The following is a 20163-nucleotide window of genomic DNA, read 5'->3' as shown; positions in this document are numbered from 1 at the left end:
TTACCTGCGCAAAGAATAACCGCATTTACCTTGCTGCATGGTGTACGCACCGGTTCTCTCATCGCCAGCCGGACAGCCAGAGATGTATTCATCCTGTTGAGAGGCGACCCGTTTTTACCGAGGTGGCACCCGGCAAACGTCATTCTCTGTCGCGACGATTTGCAGCAGACATTTCACTGGAAAAATCACGGATAGCAATGTTTTTTAAACATGAGGGTTCCGATTGGGCAAAGCCCAGGCCAATACCGTTGCCGTTTTTATCAATGGGCGCTACCCAGGAAAAGGTCTCGTTGACTGACTCACCGCGTGGCACCCACATCAGTTTTAATCCCGGGAACTGGCGTTTTGCCTCGCTTACCTCAATACACGTATTTACCACATCAAAAGTTACAATGGCGATCTGCTGAGGGTGACCATAAGCCATGCGAATTTCTATGTCGTTAATGCCAGGTCCCCCCGCCAGCGTGAAGGAGCGGGCGGTTAAACGGTCGGCAAAATCAGGATTGATCCGCGTGACGGGCGTTTTAATGATGCCATTCAGCGAATCCGGTGCCGCCCCGATAATCCCCTTCAACTGTTCAGCAAAGCGCCATAACGGTTGAGAATCGGGGTGCGGCGGCTGCGCGAAGCATTTGCTGGCGGCCACCGCCAGCAGTACCGCCGTGAATGTGATTGACAGGTTCATCGTATTCACTGAAACCGCCTACGGTGCCAGCATCAGCACCTTAAACTGGCTCGGCACAATGCGCATGCCGATGGCATTGGTGGAGTTTTGCAGGCTGACACTGGTCAGCCGCGTGGCGGGCGTTCCTTTCAGCAGCACAGTAAATGCCCCGGTTAGATGGCGGGACGGCCCCATCACCGTGCCGGAGGCCACGCCAGTAGCTACGCCGGGGTTATCGCCATTGGTCAATGGCGTGACGGTGGCCATATTATGCGCTGGCATGCCCATAAACAGGATATTCAGCGCGTTGGGAATAGCCGTTGGTCCGAGCGCAATGTCCGGATAGGGGATCGGTGTCGGCGCAGGCATTGGCGTCAGGCAGACATCAGGAAAAGCGAGATCCACGCCCATTAGCTGGCAATTTGCAAACATAATCGTTCCTTACCCCATATGAATCTGTTCGGAATCCACTTTGGTGATCGCTTTAGAGGTGATCACCGTATTGTGCGCATGCATACGCATATAGTCTTCGGCCTTCATGTCCAGTTGCCCGGCGCGTACCTGCTCGGTCTGGCGCGTAGTGCGAAAAAGGTTGTGACTGATCTGCGTGACAGTCTGCCAGACAGATTCTGCGCGTTTGCCTACTACCCGCGACAGAGTCACCCATGCCGATACTTTTTCGCCGCTGTACGTCATTTCGCTGATATGGCAATCACCGGTACTGGCGGTGACATTAAGCGCTTCGCTACAGAGGCGTAATGCGCCACTGCTGGAGATATGCAGATCCCCCGGCACATTCAGTTCGGCACATTGCGGGTTGGCGCGTTCCAATACGGCCAACAACCACATCTGGTTGTCCACACCCGCAATTAATACCGTATCGCCCGCCTGCGGTGCGATCACACAACTAACCGCCCGGCGGCAATGCCAGCCGCGCCCTTCGCTCTCGACCATCAGACTGCCATCGTCAAAACAGTGGGTGACCTGCGCAGAACATTGCCCGGCAGGCATCGCCGCTATTGCCAGTTGGTGGTTGATGTTGTTCATGCTTTATCTCCGTAGATTCTACTCTGACGTTCGGCGCTCCAGGCCTCCGCCGCCAGTAACTCTTCGTCATATTCAAGGATGCCTTTGCGATCGGCAAAACTCGCGCCGTCCTGACGGGCACGATGAAAACGGGTACGGGAAAACGTTGCGCCCCGGTAATCCGCCTCACGCACATCCGCACCGGAAAAATCGCTGTAGGTAAAATCACACAGGGTAAAATCCGCCTGCTGTGCATCCACCTTTTGCAGGATGCTTTGAAAAAAACGGCTCTGCTTGAAATTTGCCTGTCGAAGCACCGCGCCAACAAAAATGGCCTGGTCAAACAGACTGGACTGCGCATGAGCGCCGCTCAGATCGGCATCCATAAATAGCGCTTGCGTCGCGTTAACATTACGTAGCTGCGCCGCTTTGAGCGATGCGCCTTTAAAGTTGCACTGAGTCAGTTGGGCACCGGAAAAGTCCGCGCCATCCAGTTGCGTATCGGTAAACTGGCAACCGGTAAACTTCTGCTGCGTGTAGTTTTTGCCTCGCTGATCGCAGTTGAAAAACACGGACCGTTCAAACTGACTGCCGCTGAGATCGGTCTGCCGTAAATCGATACCGTAAAACGTGGTCATCAAATGATGGCAGTTGTTCAGCATTGCCTCGCCAGACGGGCTTTCAAACAGTGTTGACCGCTCAAACGTCGCTCCGGTAAACAGGCTGTTCGCCAGCGGGCTGCGCATAAACTGGGTGGTGTCAAATGTGCAGTGAGAAAAATTGCCGCCATCCAGCCCGCATTCGTTGAACACGCAGCGGACGAATGCAGAGTTATTTACATCAATGTTCTGCATTTCACACTGATTGAATACCGTCTCTTGTAGTTGCGCCTCACAGAGTACCGCCCGGTTAAACAGACACTCGGTAAAGACGGATTCCGTCAGATTGGCTCCCGCAAGGTTAGCCCCCTGCAAAGAGACCTCCTGAAAGATCCCACCCGATAAATCACATCCCCGCAGATCGCAGCCATCGAGATTAAGCTCTGCAATGGCTTCTCCGCCCTTCACTTTTTGTTGCAGCTCGGCCGCCGTTAATGCGCTCATATTACCTCCCCGTCACGCTTCGGCAGCGTTTTCACCCGCTTACTATATGCACCCTGAAATTGTGTCTGCTGATCGGTGATGGATTGCGAGAGATCGGCACGGAACAGATTGGCATAGCTGAGATCGGCCCCTTCGAGACGACTTTTTTGCAGCATCGCGCCCATCAGATTGGCATCGTTAAAGCGCACACGACGGAAATCCGTTCGCATAAACATGCTGCCGGTCAGGGTTGAGCCGCTGAAATCCGCCGCTTCACACTGCGCTTCACTCAGGTCGCTGTTATCCAGCCTCGCCCTGGAGAATGTGGCGTTGTGCAGCACCGCCTGGCGCAGGTTACTCTGCTTGAGATAGGCACCGTTAAAGTTGGCACCGGCAAGTGTCCCGCCGGACGCTACAGCGCAGGTTATTAGCGTTGCCGCAGCGAAGGATGCGGACTCCAGCTGGCTCTCAACCCACGAACAGCCATCAAGATGGGCGTTAGCGAAAACCGCGCGGTGCAGTTCACATTTAATAAAACTGGTTTTGTTCATCTGCGCATCACTGAAGTCCGGTTGCGGCAATGTCAGTTCCATAAACACGCAGTTATTGAGTTGCGCGTGCCGGAACAAGCATTGACTGAATCCCACTTCACGCAGCAACAGATCGCTTATCCTGGCATGGCTGAAATCGCAGGCGTCAAACAGTGCGCCGGTCATCTCCGTTTCAGCAAATTGCGCACCCTGGAATTGGGTTTCACGACATTGCGCCAGTGCAAGACTGGCTTTATCGAAGCAGCACTCGCGCAGTGATGCCCCCTGCAAGTCGGTACGCGCCAGCATCGCCTGGGTGAAATCTGCGCCATCTAGCTGGCAACCGCGAAGGGTTGCACACTCCAGCAGAGCATTGCGGAAATTCGCCCCGCGCAGATCCATGCCGGAAAAATCTGCCCCGGTAAGATCCAGACCGCTAAAATCGCCACCCTGCGCCATGGTGCGCTCAGCACGCTGACGGATAATTAACGCAATATCGCCGGTCAGTTTGATGGCGGGTGGCTGTTGCGCAACCGACATCAGATAGAGTTTGTGCAGCGCTTCACGGCTTTGCAGCAGTTTTTTCTCACTGAGCTGGTCGCCATTTTTTGCCAGCAACTCCTGCATGCGTAGCATCGATTCCGGCCCGCGAGGGCGATTATCCAGTGCGGCCTCCTCCGGATAGCGCGCCTCCATTTCTGCTTTACGCGCTTCGGCCTGCTGCTGCATCTCCTGCGCTTTGCGCTCCATCTCTTCAATAAACTCAGGGAGATCCTCGAGTTTAGGCAACGCAGGTTCTTCAAAGGCGCTGAGTAAATCGCTGACATCACTGCCCTGCGCTTCCAGCCTGGCGCGGTGCTGCTCACGCAGCTGCAATGCCCGGTTGTTCTGGTTGTCACGCATCGGACTGTGACTTTCCTGCACATCGCTATCGATCCACGGCCCAATGACGTCTTCCGGTAGCAGGTCTTTTTCGCGAAAGGCAAACAGTGCGCCTTTCTCTTTGTCCAGACGCTGATTGAGGACTTTGCGGTAGTGGTTTACCGAACGGGATGCGCCGGTTTTTTCCAACGCAGGCATCAGGTGCAGCACATCGGCGGCATCATCTTCATTGATACGCTGATTGCCCTGCCACATCAGTACCAGCTGTTCCAGATGCGGAAAGAACCACACTGTCGTGGCACGCAGGGCTATCTCTTCAAACAGGGTTTCATCACCGCGCTGGCGCTGGATAAAACAGCGAGCCTGCCACGGCGGCAGTGTCCCTTCTTGCAGATGTTTTTGCGGGTGCATATTCCAGATTCGCCACCTCGCCTGCGGCGGCAGCGTGTCCCTCTCTTCCCACCACTGGTCCGGGCTGGCGGCATTAAACACCCGCCAGTCGATATCCGGTGCGAACCCGGGGAAATCATGTTGTAGCCAGTGCGCGTCATAGTTTTTGCCCATACGGCGGAAACGGCGTGGCCACTGGAGATCCAACGGGCCAAAACTCACCGGTTCCGGTTTTGCACGGGGTGACACAATACGGTGTTGCAGCGCTTCGATATTCGGCAATCGGCGAAATGGCGTACCGTTGTGGTTTTCCACTACCGCACCAATGCCGTGAGGGTTTTCATCAAAACCCTCGCCGCCGTAAGCGCGGCTCCAGTCCAGGCGCATCTGTTCAAACGGCTGCGGCGCTGTCGGGCGTGAACCCGCCCAGTAACGATCGCCAGTGACCGCCAACGTCTTGCTGAGATCCTCCACTTCAATGCGCACCGCGCAGGCAGTTTTATCCTGCTGGTGATGAGTGTATGCGTAACCGGTGGCGAGAAACTCTGCACGGGCTTTCGGCATCGCCATATCCAGCACGCCGCCACTGGTTTGCAGCTCGCTAGCGGCCAGTTGCCAGAGTTCCACTTCAGGCCTCAGTTGCGGCGTGGCACTCATATCGGCGAGCGCCATAACCGAAACCCCCAGATGGTTTTGCCCCTGCAGACGAAACGGGCGATTTAATACGCTCAGTCGCAGTGGTTTAATAATCTTCATGTAACGTCCTTAGGAAGATTAACGATTTTATGCTGTTGCAGTTTACGAAGTGTAATGCGCATTTATATGACACCATGGCATTATCACGAGAAATGAATATGGGTCACGGCAAGTCGGTGGATTAGATAACTGCCGACACAAACCTCAATGGGAAAAATAAACAAGGTCTTTCAGGTAAGGCATATATTCAATGATTATCCCTGTTACTTCTCATTAAAGCGTACTTCTACAACCGCAATTCGTTTGGCATGCAATCCCTGATATTTCACCAGCACTCTGCTTCCTCGTTTCAAAAGTCCAATATCGGCGCTTCTGATAATAAAGGCTGCAGATTTTTGTTGCTTCTGCCGGGCAATTTCAAGGGTAAACGTGAGAATAAAATAGTAATCGGATTGATGCATTATGTCAGTTTGTTGCCATGTCTCCAGTTGCGCTTCCCGTAACGGCCCGTGCCAGCTGCTTTGTGAGATACACTCCGCGATCAGTAATGCCTCCCCTTTTGGCGCAACGTTACGCATGCGGTAGACCAAAAGAGAGATAGCAAGGAGTGTCACAGCCAATAACACCAGAAACCCGGAAATATTAACCATCATGCCCTCTCATCAGTGCCTGTACACACGGGCACGTTACCGACCACCGGGGATCTGCGGTCTGTCGACATTGCTTGTTCGCTTACTGATTATCGTGAGGTGATTTTTCAGCCTCACCCGGCGCTGTGGACGCATTCACGGCAACAACCGCCATCTTTTTTGGGGAGTGTGTACTGTATTTCACCACAATGGGCAGTCCTGTAGTAAGCGTTGCCGCCTCGGAATCGGAAAGAACCGCAGCGGCGCGATAGCGCTTTTTCTGGCGTGCCAACGCGGCGGTAAAGGTCAAAATATAATAGTGATCGTTGCCTTTGATAGCGGAAGTCTTTTTCCAGTCCAGTAATTGGCCTGACACAGCTTTACTGGCAATTTTCGGCCTGGCTAACGCCAGCCAGTTTTTTTGCATCTGGTAGTCGTCACCCTGCGTTTTTACACTTCGCAGGAGAAAATAAAGCAGCACATACGCCAGTAACAGGCACAGAGCAGCGAGGACATACGCAACGATTTCCATAGTTTCCCATCTCAACGTACTGCCAGGAGATCTGTCGGTTTCATGGCATCATGATATCGTATTGACGCTCCGATTCGTCACGCCTGTTCGTTAAACATCAGTACAAATTGTTTATCATCTACGTACATGATTTTTATTGTCATTCCTGGCTGTAACTGTGGTGCATAGAGAGGATTAATCGATTCTTTTCTCTTAAGAACCCGACCTTCAGCATTCAGGACATATTCCACGTTCATATAGCCTGAACCATCGCTGGCGGCAGCGCGTATGCTTTTAATGATCGCCATGATCGGTCGTCCATCGCGGATAATTTTTTCGTGCCGTTTAACGGAAATACTGCAAAAAAAGTAGATAGCGATTAAAGCAACAACTAACGCGATAAATCCCATCATAATTGGCTATCCCTTACATCATTAAAGAGTCTACTGGCATTTTAAAAAGGTAAAAATTGTCATTGCTATTAATGCCGTTTCATTAACTCAAACGTACTGGGTACATCGAGCATATTTTTATGCGGATCAGCAGGCAGATAGCGTAATGGGATTTGTTCACCGGCTTGATATTTCTGTATGGAGAGTGCATCAATCACCGTATCTGCTTTACAGGCAATTTTGCTTCCATCTTCGGTTTCAAAAACCAACTCCAGCGTGGCATTGATATAGCCTGAGTTGCCACCAGAGCGACTAAAGACACGTTTGATGGTCGCCAGCGTCAAAATTCCGTGCTCACGGATCTCTTTTTTTACTTTCTCTTTTTTCGCATCGTTGCGCAGCATCACCACAATAAGGGTGATAAACCCTAAAAGAAAAAACGTGGCAAAGAAGATGCTGATACTCAGCATTACTGTTTCCATTTCAGCCATTCCTGAACGGTAAAATTAAAATCTTTCGCGCATGCAGAAGAGGTTCAGCAATCCGCAACCGCCATGTTTGTCACCGCAATACGTTTTTTGCTGCCTTTCTTAACCTTGATCCTGAGACCTTTTTTAAGCAAATGCATTTGCCAGACCAGAGACGAAGCAATGCTTCGGATTTATACATTCTATTGCGGATCATAAATGACATCGATCACCGCTAACTTGTCCGGTGGGTTACCGGTGTATTTAAACGTCATTGGCAGGCCTTTTTTGAGTTTACTGATGTCAGCGACTTTAACAACCGCAGCAGCGTTATACGTTTTCTTCTTACCTTCAATCTCTGCTTCAAACGTAAAAATAAAATAGTAATCAAAGTTATTCATCGTTGACGTTTGCTTCCAGCTAATCAACGTACCGATTGCCATCTCACCTTTTTTTTGTGGGTGTGATATGGCCGCCCAATTTTTGAGCAAGGTGAAAGTCTCTCCCTTATCCTTAATACCTCTAACACTGGTCATGAAAAAGAAAATAAAAAGAAAAAAACCTAACAGCATCATTGAAATGGCGAGTATTTTCATGGAAATCACTTATTCTAAATAAAAAGGTGGAGTAATCCGACAAATGTGGTTTGCAAACTATCTTCTATCCTGGATAGTGACCTTGTATAACTCATAGGCTTATGTGTGATACTAGTTAACGTCGTAGAGATAGACAACGGAGACCACGTTACACCAGTACCGGTTGCAGAAATACTTAATGCAGTTGCTGCCATTGAGAACCCGGTTACTGAGTTGGAATCGCCAGTGAACGACGAAGATGAACCTGTAAAAGAGACCTGCCACCCCTTCGATGTGATATTTGTCTCAGGCGTTTCAATAACAACTTTTGTATCACTTTTGATATGTAATTCCCCTTTACTCGTGATAGCTACTGAACCCTGATTTACTCTCTGATTCCAATCGCCGCTAAGAATATTAGTGCTTGCGCCACCATCAATAGTGTCTACTCGTCCACCGGATGCGATCGTCGTCATCTGACCACTGTCATATTTTTCTGTCAGCAGCTCAGTCACATGGTGCAATTCCGTCCCTTCAATATCGGTGACACGACCACCTTTAACGCTGACAGCATCCCCACCGCTGGTAATATTCAGTGTTCGTCCATTCTTAATGGTTTCAGTCTGGCTATTGTTAAAAATAGTGGTTTCCGCCTGATCGACCGTTGTGGTGCGTTTGGCTCGATAATAGAACGTACCGTCCCCAGTGACATCATCTCTTTGTTCTTTCAGAATTGTCGTAGTGCGGTTTCCATCCACGTTGACCGTTTTGTCATTCTCAACCGAGACTTTCATATCTTTCTCGGAATGCAATTCAACGGCTTCATTACCCAATCTGTCTTCAAAGAATAAATAGCTAGCGTTGTCTTTGCTGCCATCCTTGCTGCGGGTCATAAACCCCATACGTGTGGCATCATCCGGTAGTGACCACGGCGGCATGCTGGCTTCGTTATACACACGTCCGGTTACCATCGGACGATCCGGATCGCCGTTGATAAAATCGATGACCACTTCATCGCCAACACGCGGGATCTGCACCCCGCCAAATCCCTGTCCTGCCCAGGCGCTCGAAACGCGTACCCAGCAGGAACTGGTATCGTCACCTTTCGCCATCCTGTCCCAATGGAATTTCACCTTGATGCGGCCATAGCGATCGGTCCAGATGCTCTCTCCTTCCGGCCCCACCACCTTCGCCGTTTGCGGGCCGTAAGTTTTCGGCCAGGGTGTAACGACCGCGGGACGGTACACCACCGAAGCAGGTATCACTGTAAAATCGATACGGTGCTCCGTTTCGCTGTCACTGCCGCTGGCGTAGCGGTTTTCCTCAAAGAAGTAATTTGCTTCGGTAGTCAGGTACTCGCCGTTGTCGCTGAAGAACGGCGCGTTATACAGCGCAAAAGTGCTACCCGGCGCCACGCCAATGGCGGTCGCTGTTCCCTGAATCTGCTGGTGTTCCACCTGCCAGCGCTCCTGACGAATGCGCGCGTAATACTCGCCGTGGCCGTGTTCGACAAAGCGCCCCGGCCAGTCGTACACATCGATGCTGCCCGGCTGTGGTGAAGCAGGGTTCTGCCGTGCCTGGAATAACCATGCATTGGGCTTGCGGAAATCGTAGTCATCAAGGCTATAGATCCCCGGCGTTACGCTATCTTCGAGCGCCCACTGACTGATCCCCTCCTCACTGGTGCTGCCACCCGATGGCGTCTGATGGTACGGAATGGTTTCATAACCGCTAAACGGTTTGAGTTCCGTTGCCGCATCCGTGAGTACCAACACATGACGATCTTCTTCGTGACGGAAGTGGTACGTAATCCCCTCCAGTTCCATCAGACGGCTAATAAAATCAAGACTTGATTCCTGATACTGGACACAGTAATCCCACACACGGTAACTGCCCGTCAGCTTGTCTTCCAGGTTCACCTGATATTCACCCAGCAGCGTTTTCACAATCTGCGGTACAGTCTGCCCCTGGAAGATACGCAGGTTGCGGTCGCGCTTCATCGGCCACAAATCCGGTTCTACCGTAAGTTGATACACCGCATAACGGGTGCCTGAAAGTTCAACGGCGCTGACCGCAACTCGTGTGATTTTACCGTTGATATAACGTGTGCCATTGCTGCTCTGCGTCGGGATTGCCACCGTGACGGACTGACCAAGTAATTTGCTGCGATCAACGCGTGCATCGGTGCCTAACACCGTCAGCGACAGCGCGAACGATTCCGACAGCGCCTCGCGACCGGTCAGTTTCCAGAATAGTAAGCCGTCTACCGGCAATTTTACGGTTATTCTGTTCTGCATAGTATTTATTCCATTTCGCCTGGTTCAGCATCAATATATTAAGTCACCCGTAACTCACTTTATTTCGCCCGGTGAAATTTGATGCTTTGAATAATTTCCTGATACTGTTTCTGGTGATATTCACTGAACTCCCCCGGACAGGTGCCCACATAGCTCACCATTTTTTTGCCCACAGAGGGATCCTCCAGCAGAATTAACGTCTGACGTTGATATATAACATGGTTGTCATTTTTGAACTGGTAGTAAAGCTCGACAGCCGGATAACCATCCACTTCCAACATTTGTGACGACTCAAGGTGAAAGTCGGTTAAGGTCATTTCCAGCTCACGTGTTTTTCGGGCGGCGATCGTGTGAACTTTATCATCGGCTTGTGCACTGGCGCGAGACACGACAAACGTAAATTCACTGCCACCATTACCGCTGTGTGTTAATAAATTCATAGTTCTGTCTTTTAATATTTCGGGCTATGCAATCGTTATTTTTTGAAATAAGCAGTCATTGCATTATGGCGCAATGGACAAATGAGAGGCATGGGGGAGAGTATTCTCCCCCATGCATGACCGGGCAGGATAGTGCCCGACAGGCAATGACTATTTCGGTTGCGGATTAATCAACCAGGTGCCGGCTTTGGCAATATTGAAGGACTGGCTACGGGTTTGACCGTTGCCCTGCAATACCAGTTCGTAATGACCTGGTTGCAGTTTCAGCGAGGCAAAGCCATTGGTTGCAGGCGTTACGGACTGAGATTCGCCGTTGAGTGTCAGTTTTTCGCCTTCGTTCATGCGCACAAAGATTTGCGCCACCGCACCTTGGGTCGCCACAGGCGTAGCGCTCTGCGTGGAGGGCTGAGATTGTGCAGGCGTCGCTGAAGTCTGTGAACTGGCACTGTTTTCCGGTGCCGTCTGGTGCGCAGGTTGTGTCACGGAAGCGTCGTTCTGCGTGCTGGCTGTTTGCGCTGCGGCACTGTCATTGGACGATCCACCGCTAAACAGCATGCCGCCCGCCACCAGCCCCACCACAACGCCAGCAGCAACCAGGCCAGGCACTTTATAACGTCGCCAGTCGAGAACCGCCGGTTTCTCTTCCGTCTCTTCAACCGGTACCAGCATGGTGCCCGGTTGTTTCACGCTCAGCACATCATCAAGACCGGCAACCGGCATCTCAATCAGGGCGGCAAACTCATCCACCGTTTGCGGACGGTCTTCCATTTTCAACGCCAGCGCGCGATCAACTGCCTGCAATAACGAGGGTGAATACCCCGGCAGATTGCGCTGGGTCAGCGGCATATAGGTGTCCTGAATACTGCGCACCACGCTAACCGGCGGCGGTGAACCAATAATCAGCGTGTGCAGTACCGCGCCTAACGCATAAATATCGGTCCACGGCCCCTGCTCACTTTCATTATCATCGGTGTACTGTTCGATGGGCGCATAACCCGGACGCAGCATAGTTTCGGTTTCATCAGAGATGGAGCCAATGCTGCGGCGTGCAGAGCCAAAGTCCAGCAGCACCGGTAAGCCATTCTCCTGAATCTGGATATTGTCCAGCGAGATATCACGGTGCAGGTAGCCTTCGTCATGAATCGTTTTGATCGCCCCCAGCAGCATCGGCAGCATGCGGCGGATCCAGGCTTCGTTCAGCAGAGCGGGATTTTTCTCACGCAGACGTGAGAGGGTGGTTCCACTGTAAAACACCGTCCCCATGTAGGCGGTATCGTTTTGCACCCAAAAACGCAGTACATGCAGAAGATTCGGGTGATTAAAACGCGCCAGCAAACGCGCTTCCTGAATAAAGCTGTTTAACCCGGCGGTAAACGCTTTGCTGAAGCGTTCACTGCGTAACACCAGCGTCATGTCATCGTTACGTACGGCCAGCGAAGAAGGCATAAATTCTTTAATCGCGATGGTTCGCTCAAGCTGGTGATCCCAGGCGCGATAGACGATGCCAAAACCACCGCCGCCGATCACTTCTTTAATTTCGAACTCATTGAAGCGATATCCCGGCGGCAGCGCATTCGGTACACTCCGGTTGTTATCGTGATCCGTCATATTGGAAAACTCTCTTGATAATGGCTTTACGCCGCAAACTGACAGTGAAACTCACCCTGCTCGAACGTTACACGTAAGCGCTTATATTGCTCGTCGCGGGCGCTGGCGTCGAGTAATAGCTGGCTCATTAACGGCAGCAGTGTATTGGTAAGGATGGCGTCCACCATTCGGCCGCCGGATTCAACTTCGGTACAGCGCTGAACAATCTGTTCCACCACGCTGTCGTCAACTTCCGACACAATACCGTGGTTCTCTTGCAGGCGCCGTTGAATACGCTTCAGTTGCAGCCGGACAATCATCGCCAGCATCTCATCGCTGAGCGGGAAGTACGGCACCACCAGTAAACGACCAAGCAGTGCAGGCGGGAACACCTGTAGCAACGGCGGGCGCAACGCATCGCGCAGCGCATCCGGTTCCGGCATCAAATCCGGATCGGCGCACATCGCAGTAATCAGTTCCGTCCCCACGTTGGAAGTCAGAATAATAATGGTATTGCGGAAGTCGATATGACGCCCTTCACCGTCTTCCATCCAGCCTTTATCGAAGACCTGGAAGAAAATTTCATGTACGTCAGGATGCGCTTTTTCGATTTCATCCAGCAATACCACGCTGTAGGGGCGACGACGCACGGCTTCCGTTAAGACGCCGCCCTCACCATAGCCCACATATCCCGGAGGCGCACCTTTCAGTGTCGACACCGTGTGCGCTTCCTGGAACTCACTCATATTGATGGTGATAACGTTTTGCTCACCACCGTAGAGCGATTCCGCCAGCGCCAGCGCGGTTTCGGTTTTACCCACACCAGACGGGCCGCACAGCATAAACACACCGACCGGCTTGTTCGGATCGTCAAGGCGAGCGCGCGAGGTACGCACCCGTTTGGCAATCAGTTCCAGACCATGACGCTGACCTATCACACGTTCGTTCAGGGTGTCCGCCAGTTTCAGCACCGCGTCAATTTCGTTTTTCACCATTCGGCCCAGAGGAATGCCGGTCCAGTCGGAGACGACAGCCGCCACCACGTTGGCATCCACCGACGTAAACAGCAACGGCGCATCGCCCTGCAAGGCTCGTAATGTACTCTGCTGTTGCGCCAACGTTTCACGCAACCCGGCCAGTTCCTCTTCCTGCGCAGTATGTAGTTGCGCACGCAGGTCGATGATCGCATCCACCAGCGCCTGTTCCTGTTCCCAGCGCCGGGTCAATTCATCACGCTGTTCGCTAAGTTTGTCGAGATCGGATTGCAGACCCACTACGCGACCACTGTCACCCGCCGCCATTTTGGCTTCACGGGTGGCGATGTCAATTTCCACCTCCAGCGCAGCCATACGGTGCAGGCAATCTTCCAGTTGCGGCGGCGGTGAACTTTGGCTCACCGCGACACGCGCACAGGCCGTATCCAGCAGCGCCACGGCTTTGTCCGGTAACTGACGTGCCGGAATATAACGGTGCGACAATTTCACCGCGGCGACGACGGCCTCATCCAGCAGCAATACGCGATGGTGTTTCTCCAGCGCCGACACGGTGCTGCGCAACATCAGCACGGCTTTCTCTTCATCAGGCTCGGCGACCTGTACCGTCTGGAAACGGCGAGTCAGCGCCGGATCTTTCTCAATGTATTTTTTGTATTCCGCCCAGGTGGTTGCACCGATGGTACGCAACTGACCACGCGCCAGCGCCGGTTTCAGCAGGTTTGCGGCATCGCCCGTCCCTTGTTGGCCACCTGCACCAATCAGTGTATGGATCTCATCGATAAACAGAATAATTGGCGTCGGGCTGGACTGAACTTCGTTGATCAGCGATTGCAGGCGGGCTTCAAATTCACCTTTCATGCCAGCACCGGCCTGTAACATGCCGATATCCAGCAACCAGAGCTGCACATTGGTCAGTGGTTCCGGCACATCCCCTGCGGCAATCCGCAACGCAAGGCCTTCCACCACGGCAGTTTTACCCACCCCGGCTTCACCGGTCAGCAGCGGGTTATTCTGGCGGCGACGCATCAGAATATCCACCATCTGGCGGATCTCTTCGTCACGCCCGACCACCGGGTCAATTTTTCCGTCACGCGCCCGCGCGGTCAGATCCTGACCATACTGTGCCAGCGTACCCTGCTGCTGCGGTACCGCCGCGCTGCTGTCATCCAGCGCCGCAACCGACTGCTGCGTCTCTTTGCTGGCGGCAAAGATGCTGTCGAAATTATCCAGTAAAGCGTCGGCGCTGATGCGTTCAAACTGCGGGGAGATGCCTTTCAATACCGTCGCCAGGCTCCAGGTTTTCAGGATACCTGCCAGCAGATGCCCGCCGCGAATGCGGTTAACACCGAACTTCAGAGAACCGTAAACCCATGCGCGCTCCACAGCGGTATCAATATGTTCAGACAAATCAGAGACTGAACTGGCGCCGCGTGGCAATTTGTCCAGCGCCGCGACGATATCACGGGTTAATGCTTGCTCATCCAGCGAGAAGTGGCGGATAGCCTGTTGCAGATCGCCGCCGGATTGCTGCATCAATTGATGTAACCAGTGAACCAGCTCTACATAAGGGTTGCCACGCAGTTTGCAAAACGCGGTGGCGCTTTCCAGCGAGGTAAATAACAGCGTATCGAGTTTGCCGAACAAAACGGCGCGGCTGATTTCTGACATGAGTTCATCCGTTAGTTGTACGTCAGATTAAAAACAGGAAGGGTTACCCCTCCGGGCTGAAAACCAAATCTCCACGCGCTTCTGGCTGCGGTTGTGCTCCCAGCCAGGCGCTGTACCCCAGGCGGCCTGAGCCGCCCAGCGCTGCGCCAGCAACATCTTCGCTGCGCAAAATCACTTTCACCGCCCACTGATACTCAATGCCCAGATACTGGCGCACCCAGTCACGTAACGCGGTGACATACTGTTCACCCGGCAAAAACCGACGATAGGTATCGACAGGTAAAGGACCAATTTCGATGCGAAATTTATGGCACACATCGCGTACGGCTTCCCCAAGAAATGCCGACTGTCCCAGACGTGGCGCATGTCGCCCCCCCTGTAAACGCGCGCGCTCGCGTTCGCTGAGCGGCATCCACTGAGGGACGTTTTCAACAATCCTCACCGGCACATTAAAATAGCTACGCAGGATCTTCTCCAGCCCTTCCGGATCGCGTCCATTACGGGTCAAATGCCCGGCCAGCGCAAAACGGGCATGAGAACTGAGGCTGCCTTTTTCCAGTTGTCCTGGTTGCCCCATCCCCACCAGCGAAGCGATATACTGCTCAAACCGTTTATTGTCTTGCCTGTCGAGCGACACCGTGGGCTGCGCATCAGCCCAGGCGCGGTAAAACAGCAGCGCCAGGCGGTGATGAAACACATCGGCAAAGGCGCTCAGGCTGGCATCCTGGTGATGATCAATACGCTCGCTGGCATATTCTGTCAGATGTACTGGCAACGGCCCATTGGGGCCGAACAACCCAAAGCTTAAGATTGAGATGTCGTACAGCGGCGAGTCTTTGCGTTTGCTGACGCCCGCCAGCGTAGATGGCGCAAAGCCCAGCGACGGCTTCTGTCCAATGCGCAGCGATTCAAATCGCGGTAGCGGCGCACGCCCCAACGGATAGCGCTCCCCTCCCCGTGCATCCACACGGCGCAACAAGGTAAAGAGATCGTAACGCCACGGGGTTGCCATCACGTTTTGCCAGAAGGACTCCGGTAGCGCATTTGCGCGGGTGATGACCGGTGGACCAGCAAGCGTATCGCTCATATCAGCGCCCTCTTGCCCATCCGCGGTGGCCAGTAGCCAATTTCACCGCGCTGCTGAGTTTTCAGCGTAAACTCGGTGAAGCTGTTCATTCCCACCAGTCTGGCGAATACGCGCTCCAGCACGCTACCAAACAGATAGGGGCTGAAACCGGAAAATGCCTGCTCATCAACAGTCAGCGTGATACCAGTACCGCGGGCAAAAACAATCGGCCCCGGCTCAGGGACCCGGCGATGCACCGGCTCCAGCACGCAGTGGCGTACACCTTCAATCTGGCGCGCGACGGGCGCTTCCGCCAACCGGGTATACAGTCCTAAGAGCTGGCGCAGCGCGGCCGCCCCTTCACCCTCATCACCGTCCATCAGGCTGAGATAATTCATCTGTAACTGGCTGATCAACCGCCAGGTACTCAACCCTTCCGCCAGTGCCGGACGTGGTGGTGTCGGACCTTTGCGTAACTGTAAGGATTTCACTGGCAGGGAGTCTGGCATGACAAAATTGCCGATTTCCTGTTGCAGCATCAGCGGCAGATCACGGCTGGTACAGAGCACTTCGGCGGTGATATAGCGTAAATCCTCACGCCATGGCGCATGTTGCTCATCGACGAGGGAAGCAAATACCTCGGAACCGATATAACCAGTGCGCGTACCGTAGCGCTGAGCATGCTCAGAAAGCGCGCGTTGTTCCCTGCGCAACGAGAAATAAGCGCCATAATTGCCATTATCCTGACTCCAGCTACTCCAGAACGGACGAAAAGTTTGCTCGTCGCGTTGCCCATCCACGCTGGCATGAATTTTGGTAACCGCGTAAATCTCATAATCCAGTGGGCGAATGTTATCCACCACCAAATGGTATTCGTGCAGGTTGTCGCTCAGTTTCTGCCGTTCCGCAATTTTCGGAAACAGATTCACCACTGGCGTACAGTGCAGCGCGAGATGGTTTTTATCGACCACGCGCTCCAGTTGCCCGTCGGCTTTATCCAGCAGAATAATGATATCGAAGGATTTCGCTTCGCCACTTTGCGCCAGCATCGGGCGCAAACCGTGCAGGCTGATAAACAGAAAACGTGCCGGGAAGGCAAAATATTCCTGCAACAAGCGATAGCCATCAAAATTACGCAAATCGTCCGGCAACAGGGCCTGATTTGCACTAAATCCCTCCTGACGCAGGGCGTCGTCGGCCAGAACGAGCGGCGGCGTTTTTTGCCCATTCGCCTGACATAGCATGCCAACCTGATGGCCCATCAGCAGTTCCAGCAGTTTTAGCGCCTGCATATCCGGACCGCTGAGGAACAGTTCAAGGTGATCAAAATCCAGATGACTAAGATTCACCGGGCCATCACAGCTCAGACGAATGCGCAATGCGCTCTGTGCGCCGCGCTGGCTCAATCCCACCTGCGCCAGCGGCAGATCGGCGGGAACGCCCCCCAGCTCAACCTGAGTGATGGTCAGGGGCAGTAGCGTCACATCATGCGCGGTGGTGTAGCTACAGGTGACGCCATTTTTTTTCATCACCTGGCTGTCCATCATGGTGCCGCGTGGTACCACAAATCCGTGGCTTAAATCCCCTTTTGCGCTGTCCGGTTGCAGCTCGGCAATCGCCATAGAGGGCGTTGGCGCAAGGTAATTGGGTGCGATCATCTCCAACAGACGCTGAGAAAAGCGAGGAAACTCCGCGTCCATCTTAAGCTGCACGCGCGAAGTGAGGAACGCAAAACCTTCCATCAGACGCTCGACGTAAGGATCGGCCACATCCATACCGTGCATGCCAAGGCGCCCCGCTACTTTCGGGTAGCGCCCGGCAAACTCCTGCCCCATCTCACGCAGCCAGGCCAGCTCGCGGTTGTAGTATTCGAGTAATTTGCTTTCCATCGTTACCCCGCGTCTTTCAACTCGAAATGCCCGTTTTCCAGGTCCACATCGGTGCGGAACAGAAACTCCAGCGGATAAGGCACGCACCACAGGCGGCCCTTGATTTCAATTGTCAGGACGTTGTGCAGATCCAGTGACTGGGTATCAGAAACACAGCGCACCTGTAATCCCTGCGGCAAAATACGCGGTTCAAAATGCAAAATCGCGTCGGTGAGCTTGCGCTGGATATCCTGCCATTCGATATCAGACATACGCTTGCCCGCCAACGGCGAAACACCGAAATTCACCACCGAGCGGCGCACTTCATCAAAACCGGAGAGATCCTGCTGGGCTTCATTATTGATGGTATTAAATAACCATTGCAGATCACGCAGCACATGACGGCGCAGTGCAGCATGGGAAACCAGATTGCTGTTAACCGGCTCCTGCACTTTGTCCGGCGCATCGTCGGTCAGGCGATCAAGCAACGAGGGCTGCATCTTATCGCGTGCGCCGACCGTCTCTTTGCCACGACGGGAGCGCCAGCCGCTGCGCAGCAGATCGCTGTCATGATCTTGCGCAGAATTACTCATGCATCGGTTCCGCATTGAAACTGATTGTCGCGAGGTCCAGTAAAGAGAACTCCGCGCTGTCGTTCAGCCATACCTTCTGACCGAATCCGACATACTGCGACAGGTCGCCTGGCAAAGTCTGCCACTCTGTGACGCGGGAGAGTTTGAAGCGATCCTCGGCATCATGACTCAGCGGATAGCGCACGGGAATCTGGCACACCTGCTCGCTACCGTCCTGCAAACGCACCAGTGTATGCCGCCATACCAGATCGGTTACGCTTGCGGGCGGCTGGAACTGCATGGCAGAAATGGCACTGAACGGTAACCAGAAATAACGCCCATTGACGATAGCTTCACATACCGGGCCAAAACGGCAATCGCCATCCATCAACCAGTCAAAAGCGATTGTCTGCCCATCCTGAGTGGTCAGTTGACCAGGATTCGCTTCGGCTACCTCCAGTGCGGCTTCACGTAGTGTGCCAGCCTCAGCGGGTTCCGCCTCCAGCGCCGATATCATCGATGCCAGCCACGGCCACTGACGGTCAGGCGTCACCGGACGAACACGCCCCGCCATCACCTCTGCACGCTGTTGTTCACCGCTGATCGCCTGCTCCAGCAGGGTAACGGTGGGTTGAGCCTGCGGCTTCAGCGCCGCCCAACTTTTTAACTGTGCCAGTGCGCGAGGCCAGTTGCCATCAAGACACAGCAACTGCGCAAACGCGGCGCGTAAGTCCGCATCGCCCGGTTGTGTGCGGATGCGACTTTCCAGTTTAGCCAGACTCTCGTGCAGTGATTCACCCGCAAGTTGGTGTAACAGAGTGTTCATGACCGCTCCTTTAGTTCAGGGTTTTGTAGGTCCCGACCGCAGGGTCGCGTAACTGTGGGTGCAACGAATCAATCAGCAGGATATTCAGGCGAGTGCCTGGTTCAAACCACGGGGTCCAGACTTTACGCACTTCCTCAAGACGCGCGCGCAGACGGGTTTCATCGCTGGCGACATCGCGGGAGATTTCGACTGCAACGGTGCCATTGGCCTTCCAGCCATTCAGACCGTGAACATAGGGCAGAATCATCCAGCTCTGTGCCAGCGTACCTTCACTGACGACCATCCGCTCGTTATTAACGGTGGTGATCAGCAGGCGATCGGCGTCGACGTTCTCACTCAACCCGCTCACCGGGAAGCCATGCACAAAGGTCATGGTGGTTTTCTTTTCCACACCGTCACTAAGCGACGTGACTTCACTGCGGCCATTCAGCCAGCCGCCTTTCTCGCATTTGCCATCTTCTTTTGCCGGAATAAATAGCGCCGGTGCGCTGGCGTCTCCCTGCCAGAAGGTACGCAGATGGCAACCATCCTGCAAGGTGAACTCCTGCCATGGTGCACGGTTCGCCTGCGGAGAAAGATCTTCCGCACGCCCGGTCGGCGGTGTCAGCACCGTCGAGGTAGCCGCAGAAGTGGACGAGCCGGTAGAGGTAACAACAGGAGCCCACTCTTTCGCTTTATCTGCGGTTCCTTCTGCGAGTGTCGCGCCCTGCGGATCGGTCAGTTTCCAGCGAACCTGAGTCAGGGTGCCGCACTGGTTTTCCAGCAACGAACCCACGCGCGGTAAAAAGCTATTCAACACCGAGGTTTTTTTATCACCGTTGGCGACAATACGCAGAGGCAGCTCACGGGCGCACCAGCTTTTGGGCGTGTTATCCGCGATGTTGTCGATCCAGACATCCAGTTTTTGCGAAGGCGATTGCACGATGCGGTAGTTTTCTGCATGGACGCTGGCACACACAGTGAGCAGCGCCAAACCCGGTAGCCAAAGTTTCATAAAAGT

19 protein-coding genes are annotated in these 20163 nt (G+C 53.6%); all 19 read right to left on the bottom strand.

Going from position 1 to position 20163, the window contains the following annotated elements; genetic code table 11:
- Positions 1-139: 139 nt before the first annotated feature.
- Positions 140-694, bottom strand: coding sequence for a hypothetical protein (locus O9K67_RS10905; protein WP_148654714.1), 555 nt, complete (start codon positions 692-694; stop codon positions 140-142).
- Positions 695-703: 9 nt separating this feature from the next.
- Complete coding sequence (locus O9K67_RS10900; protein ID WP_007371701.1) at positions 704-1096, bottom strand: DUF4150 domain-containing protein; 393 nt, start codon at positions 1094-1096, stop codon at positions 704-706.
- A 9-nt stretch (positions 1097-1105) separates the two neighbouring features.
- The gene (locus O9K67_RS10895; protein ID WP_061496469.1) at positions 1106-1711 is read right to left on the bottom strand and encodes a DUF3540 domain-containing protein; all 606 of its coding nucleotides are present in this window, start codon (positions 1709-1711) and stop codon (positions 1106-1108) included.
- Positions 1708-2793: a pentapeptide repeat-containing protein gene (locus tag O9K67_RS10890; protein WP_061496470.1), complete on the bottom strand. Its 1086-nt coding sequence runs from the start codon at positions 2791-2793 to the stop codon at positions 1708-1710. Before O9K67_RS10890 ends, O9K67_RS10895 begins: the two co-directional genes overlap by 4 nt.
- Positions 2790-5330: a DUF2169 family type VI secretion system accessory protein gene (locus O9K67_RS10885; RefSeq protein WP_061496471.1), complete on the bottom strand. Its 2541-nt coding sequence runs from the start codon at positions 5328-5330 to the stop codon at positions 2790-2792. Before O9K67_RS10885 ends, O9K67_RS10890 begins: the two co-directional genes overlap by 4 nt.
- 203 nt (positions 5331-5533) lie before the next feature.
- The gene (locus O9K67_RS10880; RefSeq protein WP_061496473.1) at positions 5534-5923 is read right to left on the bottom strand and encodes a hypothetical protein; all 390 of its coding nucleotides are present in this window, start codon (positions 5921-5923) and stop codon (positions 5534-5536) included.
- Positions 5924-6002: 79 nt separating this feature from the next.
- Positions 6003-6431, bottom strand: coding sequence for a hypothetical protein (locus O9K67_RS10875; RefSeq protein ID WP_061496475.1), 429 nt, complete (start codon positions 6429-6431; stop codon positions 6003-6005).
- Between the two features lie 77 nt (positions 6432-6508).
- Positions 6509-6823, bottom strand: a complete 315-nt coding sequence (locus O9K67_RS10870) for a hypothetical protein (protein WP_061496477.1) — start codon at positions 6821-6823, stop codon at positions 6509-6511.
- 68 nt (positions 6824-6891) lie between these two features.
- Entirely contained in the window at positions 6892-7293 is a 402-nt protein-coding gene (locus O9K67_RS10865) for a DUF3592 domain-containing protein (RefSeq protein WP_148654715.1), read from the bottom strand.
- Between the two features lie 179 nt (positions 7294-7472).
- Positions 7473-7865 (bottom strand): hypothetical protein, encoded by a 393-nt coding sequence (locus O9K67_RS10860; protein ID WP_071890034.1) that lies wholly within the window; start codon positions 7863-7865, stop codon positions 7473-7475.
- 14 nt (positions 7866-7879) lie between these two features.
- On the bottom strand, positions 7880-10141 hold the full coding sequence (locus O9K67_RS10855) for a type VI secretion system Vgr family protein (RefSeq protein ID WP_061496483.1): 2262 nt from the start codon (positions 10139-10141) through the stop codon (positions 7880-7882).
- A gap of 59 nt (positions 10142-10200) precedes the next feature.
- Complete coding sequence (locus tag O9K67_RS10850) at positions 10201-10581, bottom strand: DcrB-related protein (protein ID WP_061496485.1); 381 nt, start codon at positions 10579-10581, stop codon at positions 10201-10203.
- A 150-nt stretch (positions 10582-10731) separates the two neighbouring features.
- Positions 10732-12189 carry a serine/threonine protein kinase gene (locus O9K67_RS10845; protein WP_061496486.1) on the bottom strand — a complete coding sequence of 486 codons (1458 nt, stop codon included), beginning with the start codon at positions 12187-12189 and terminating at the stop codon, positions 10732-10734.
- Between the two features lie 26 nt (positions 12190-12215).
- Complete coding sequence (gene tssH, locus O9K67_RS10840) at positions 12216-14831, bottom strand: type VI secretion system ATPase TssH (protein ID WP_061496488.1); 2616 nt, start codon at positions 14829-14831, stop codon at positions 12216-12218.
- Positions 14832-14874: 43 nt separating this feature from the next.
- Complete coding sequence (gene tssG, locus O9K67_RS10835) at positions 14875-15918, bottom strand: type VI secretion system baseplate subunit TssG (protein ID WP_061496489.1); 1044 nt, start codon at positions 15916-15918, stop codon at positions 14875-14877.
- A complete protein-coding gene (gene tssF, locus O9K67_RS10830; RefSeq protein ID WP_061496491.1) occupies positions 15915-17786 on the bottom strand; it encodes a type VI secretion system baseplate subunit TssF in 1872 nt (623 codons plus the stop codon). The genes tssG and tssF overlap by 4 nt, the downstream gene beginning before the upstream one ends.
- 2 nt (positions 17787-17788) lie before the next feature.
- The gene (gene tssE / locus O9K67_RS10825) at positions 17789-18358 is read right to left on the bottom strand and encodes a type VI secretion system baseplate subunit TssE (RefSeq protein ID WP_061496492.1); all 570 of its coding nucleotides are present in this window, start codon (positions 18356-18358) and stop codon (positions 17789-17791) included.
- Positions 18351-19163 carry a type VI secretion system accessory protein TagJ gene (locus O9K67_RS10820; RefSeq protein WP_061496494.1) on the bottom strand — a complete coding sequence of 271 codons (813 nt, stop codon included), beginning with the start codon at positions 19161-19163 and terminating at the stop codon, positions 18351-18353. Before O9K67_RS10820 ends, tssE begins: the two co-directional genes overlap by 8 nt.
- A 10-nt stretch (positions 19164-19173) precedes the next feature.
- Complete coding sequence (locus O9K67_RS10815; protein ID WP_061496496.1) at positions 19174-20157, bottom strand: hypothetical protein; 984 nt, start codon at positions 20155-20157, stop codon at positions 19174-19176.
- Positions 20158-20163 lie beyond the last annotated feature (6 nt).

The sequence above is a fragment of the Kosakonia oryzendophytica genome, assembly GCF_027886705.1.
In the GTDB taxonomy this organism is placed as follows: Bacteria; Pseudomonadota; Gammaproteobacteria; order Enterobacterales; family Enterobacteriaceae; genus Kosakonia; species Kosakonia oryzendophytica.
The sequence above is the reverse complement of the archived record's forward strand: the minus strand, read 5'-3'. Positions and strand labels throughout refer to the sequence as shown.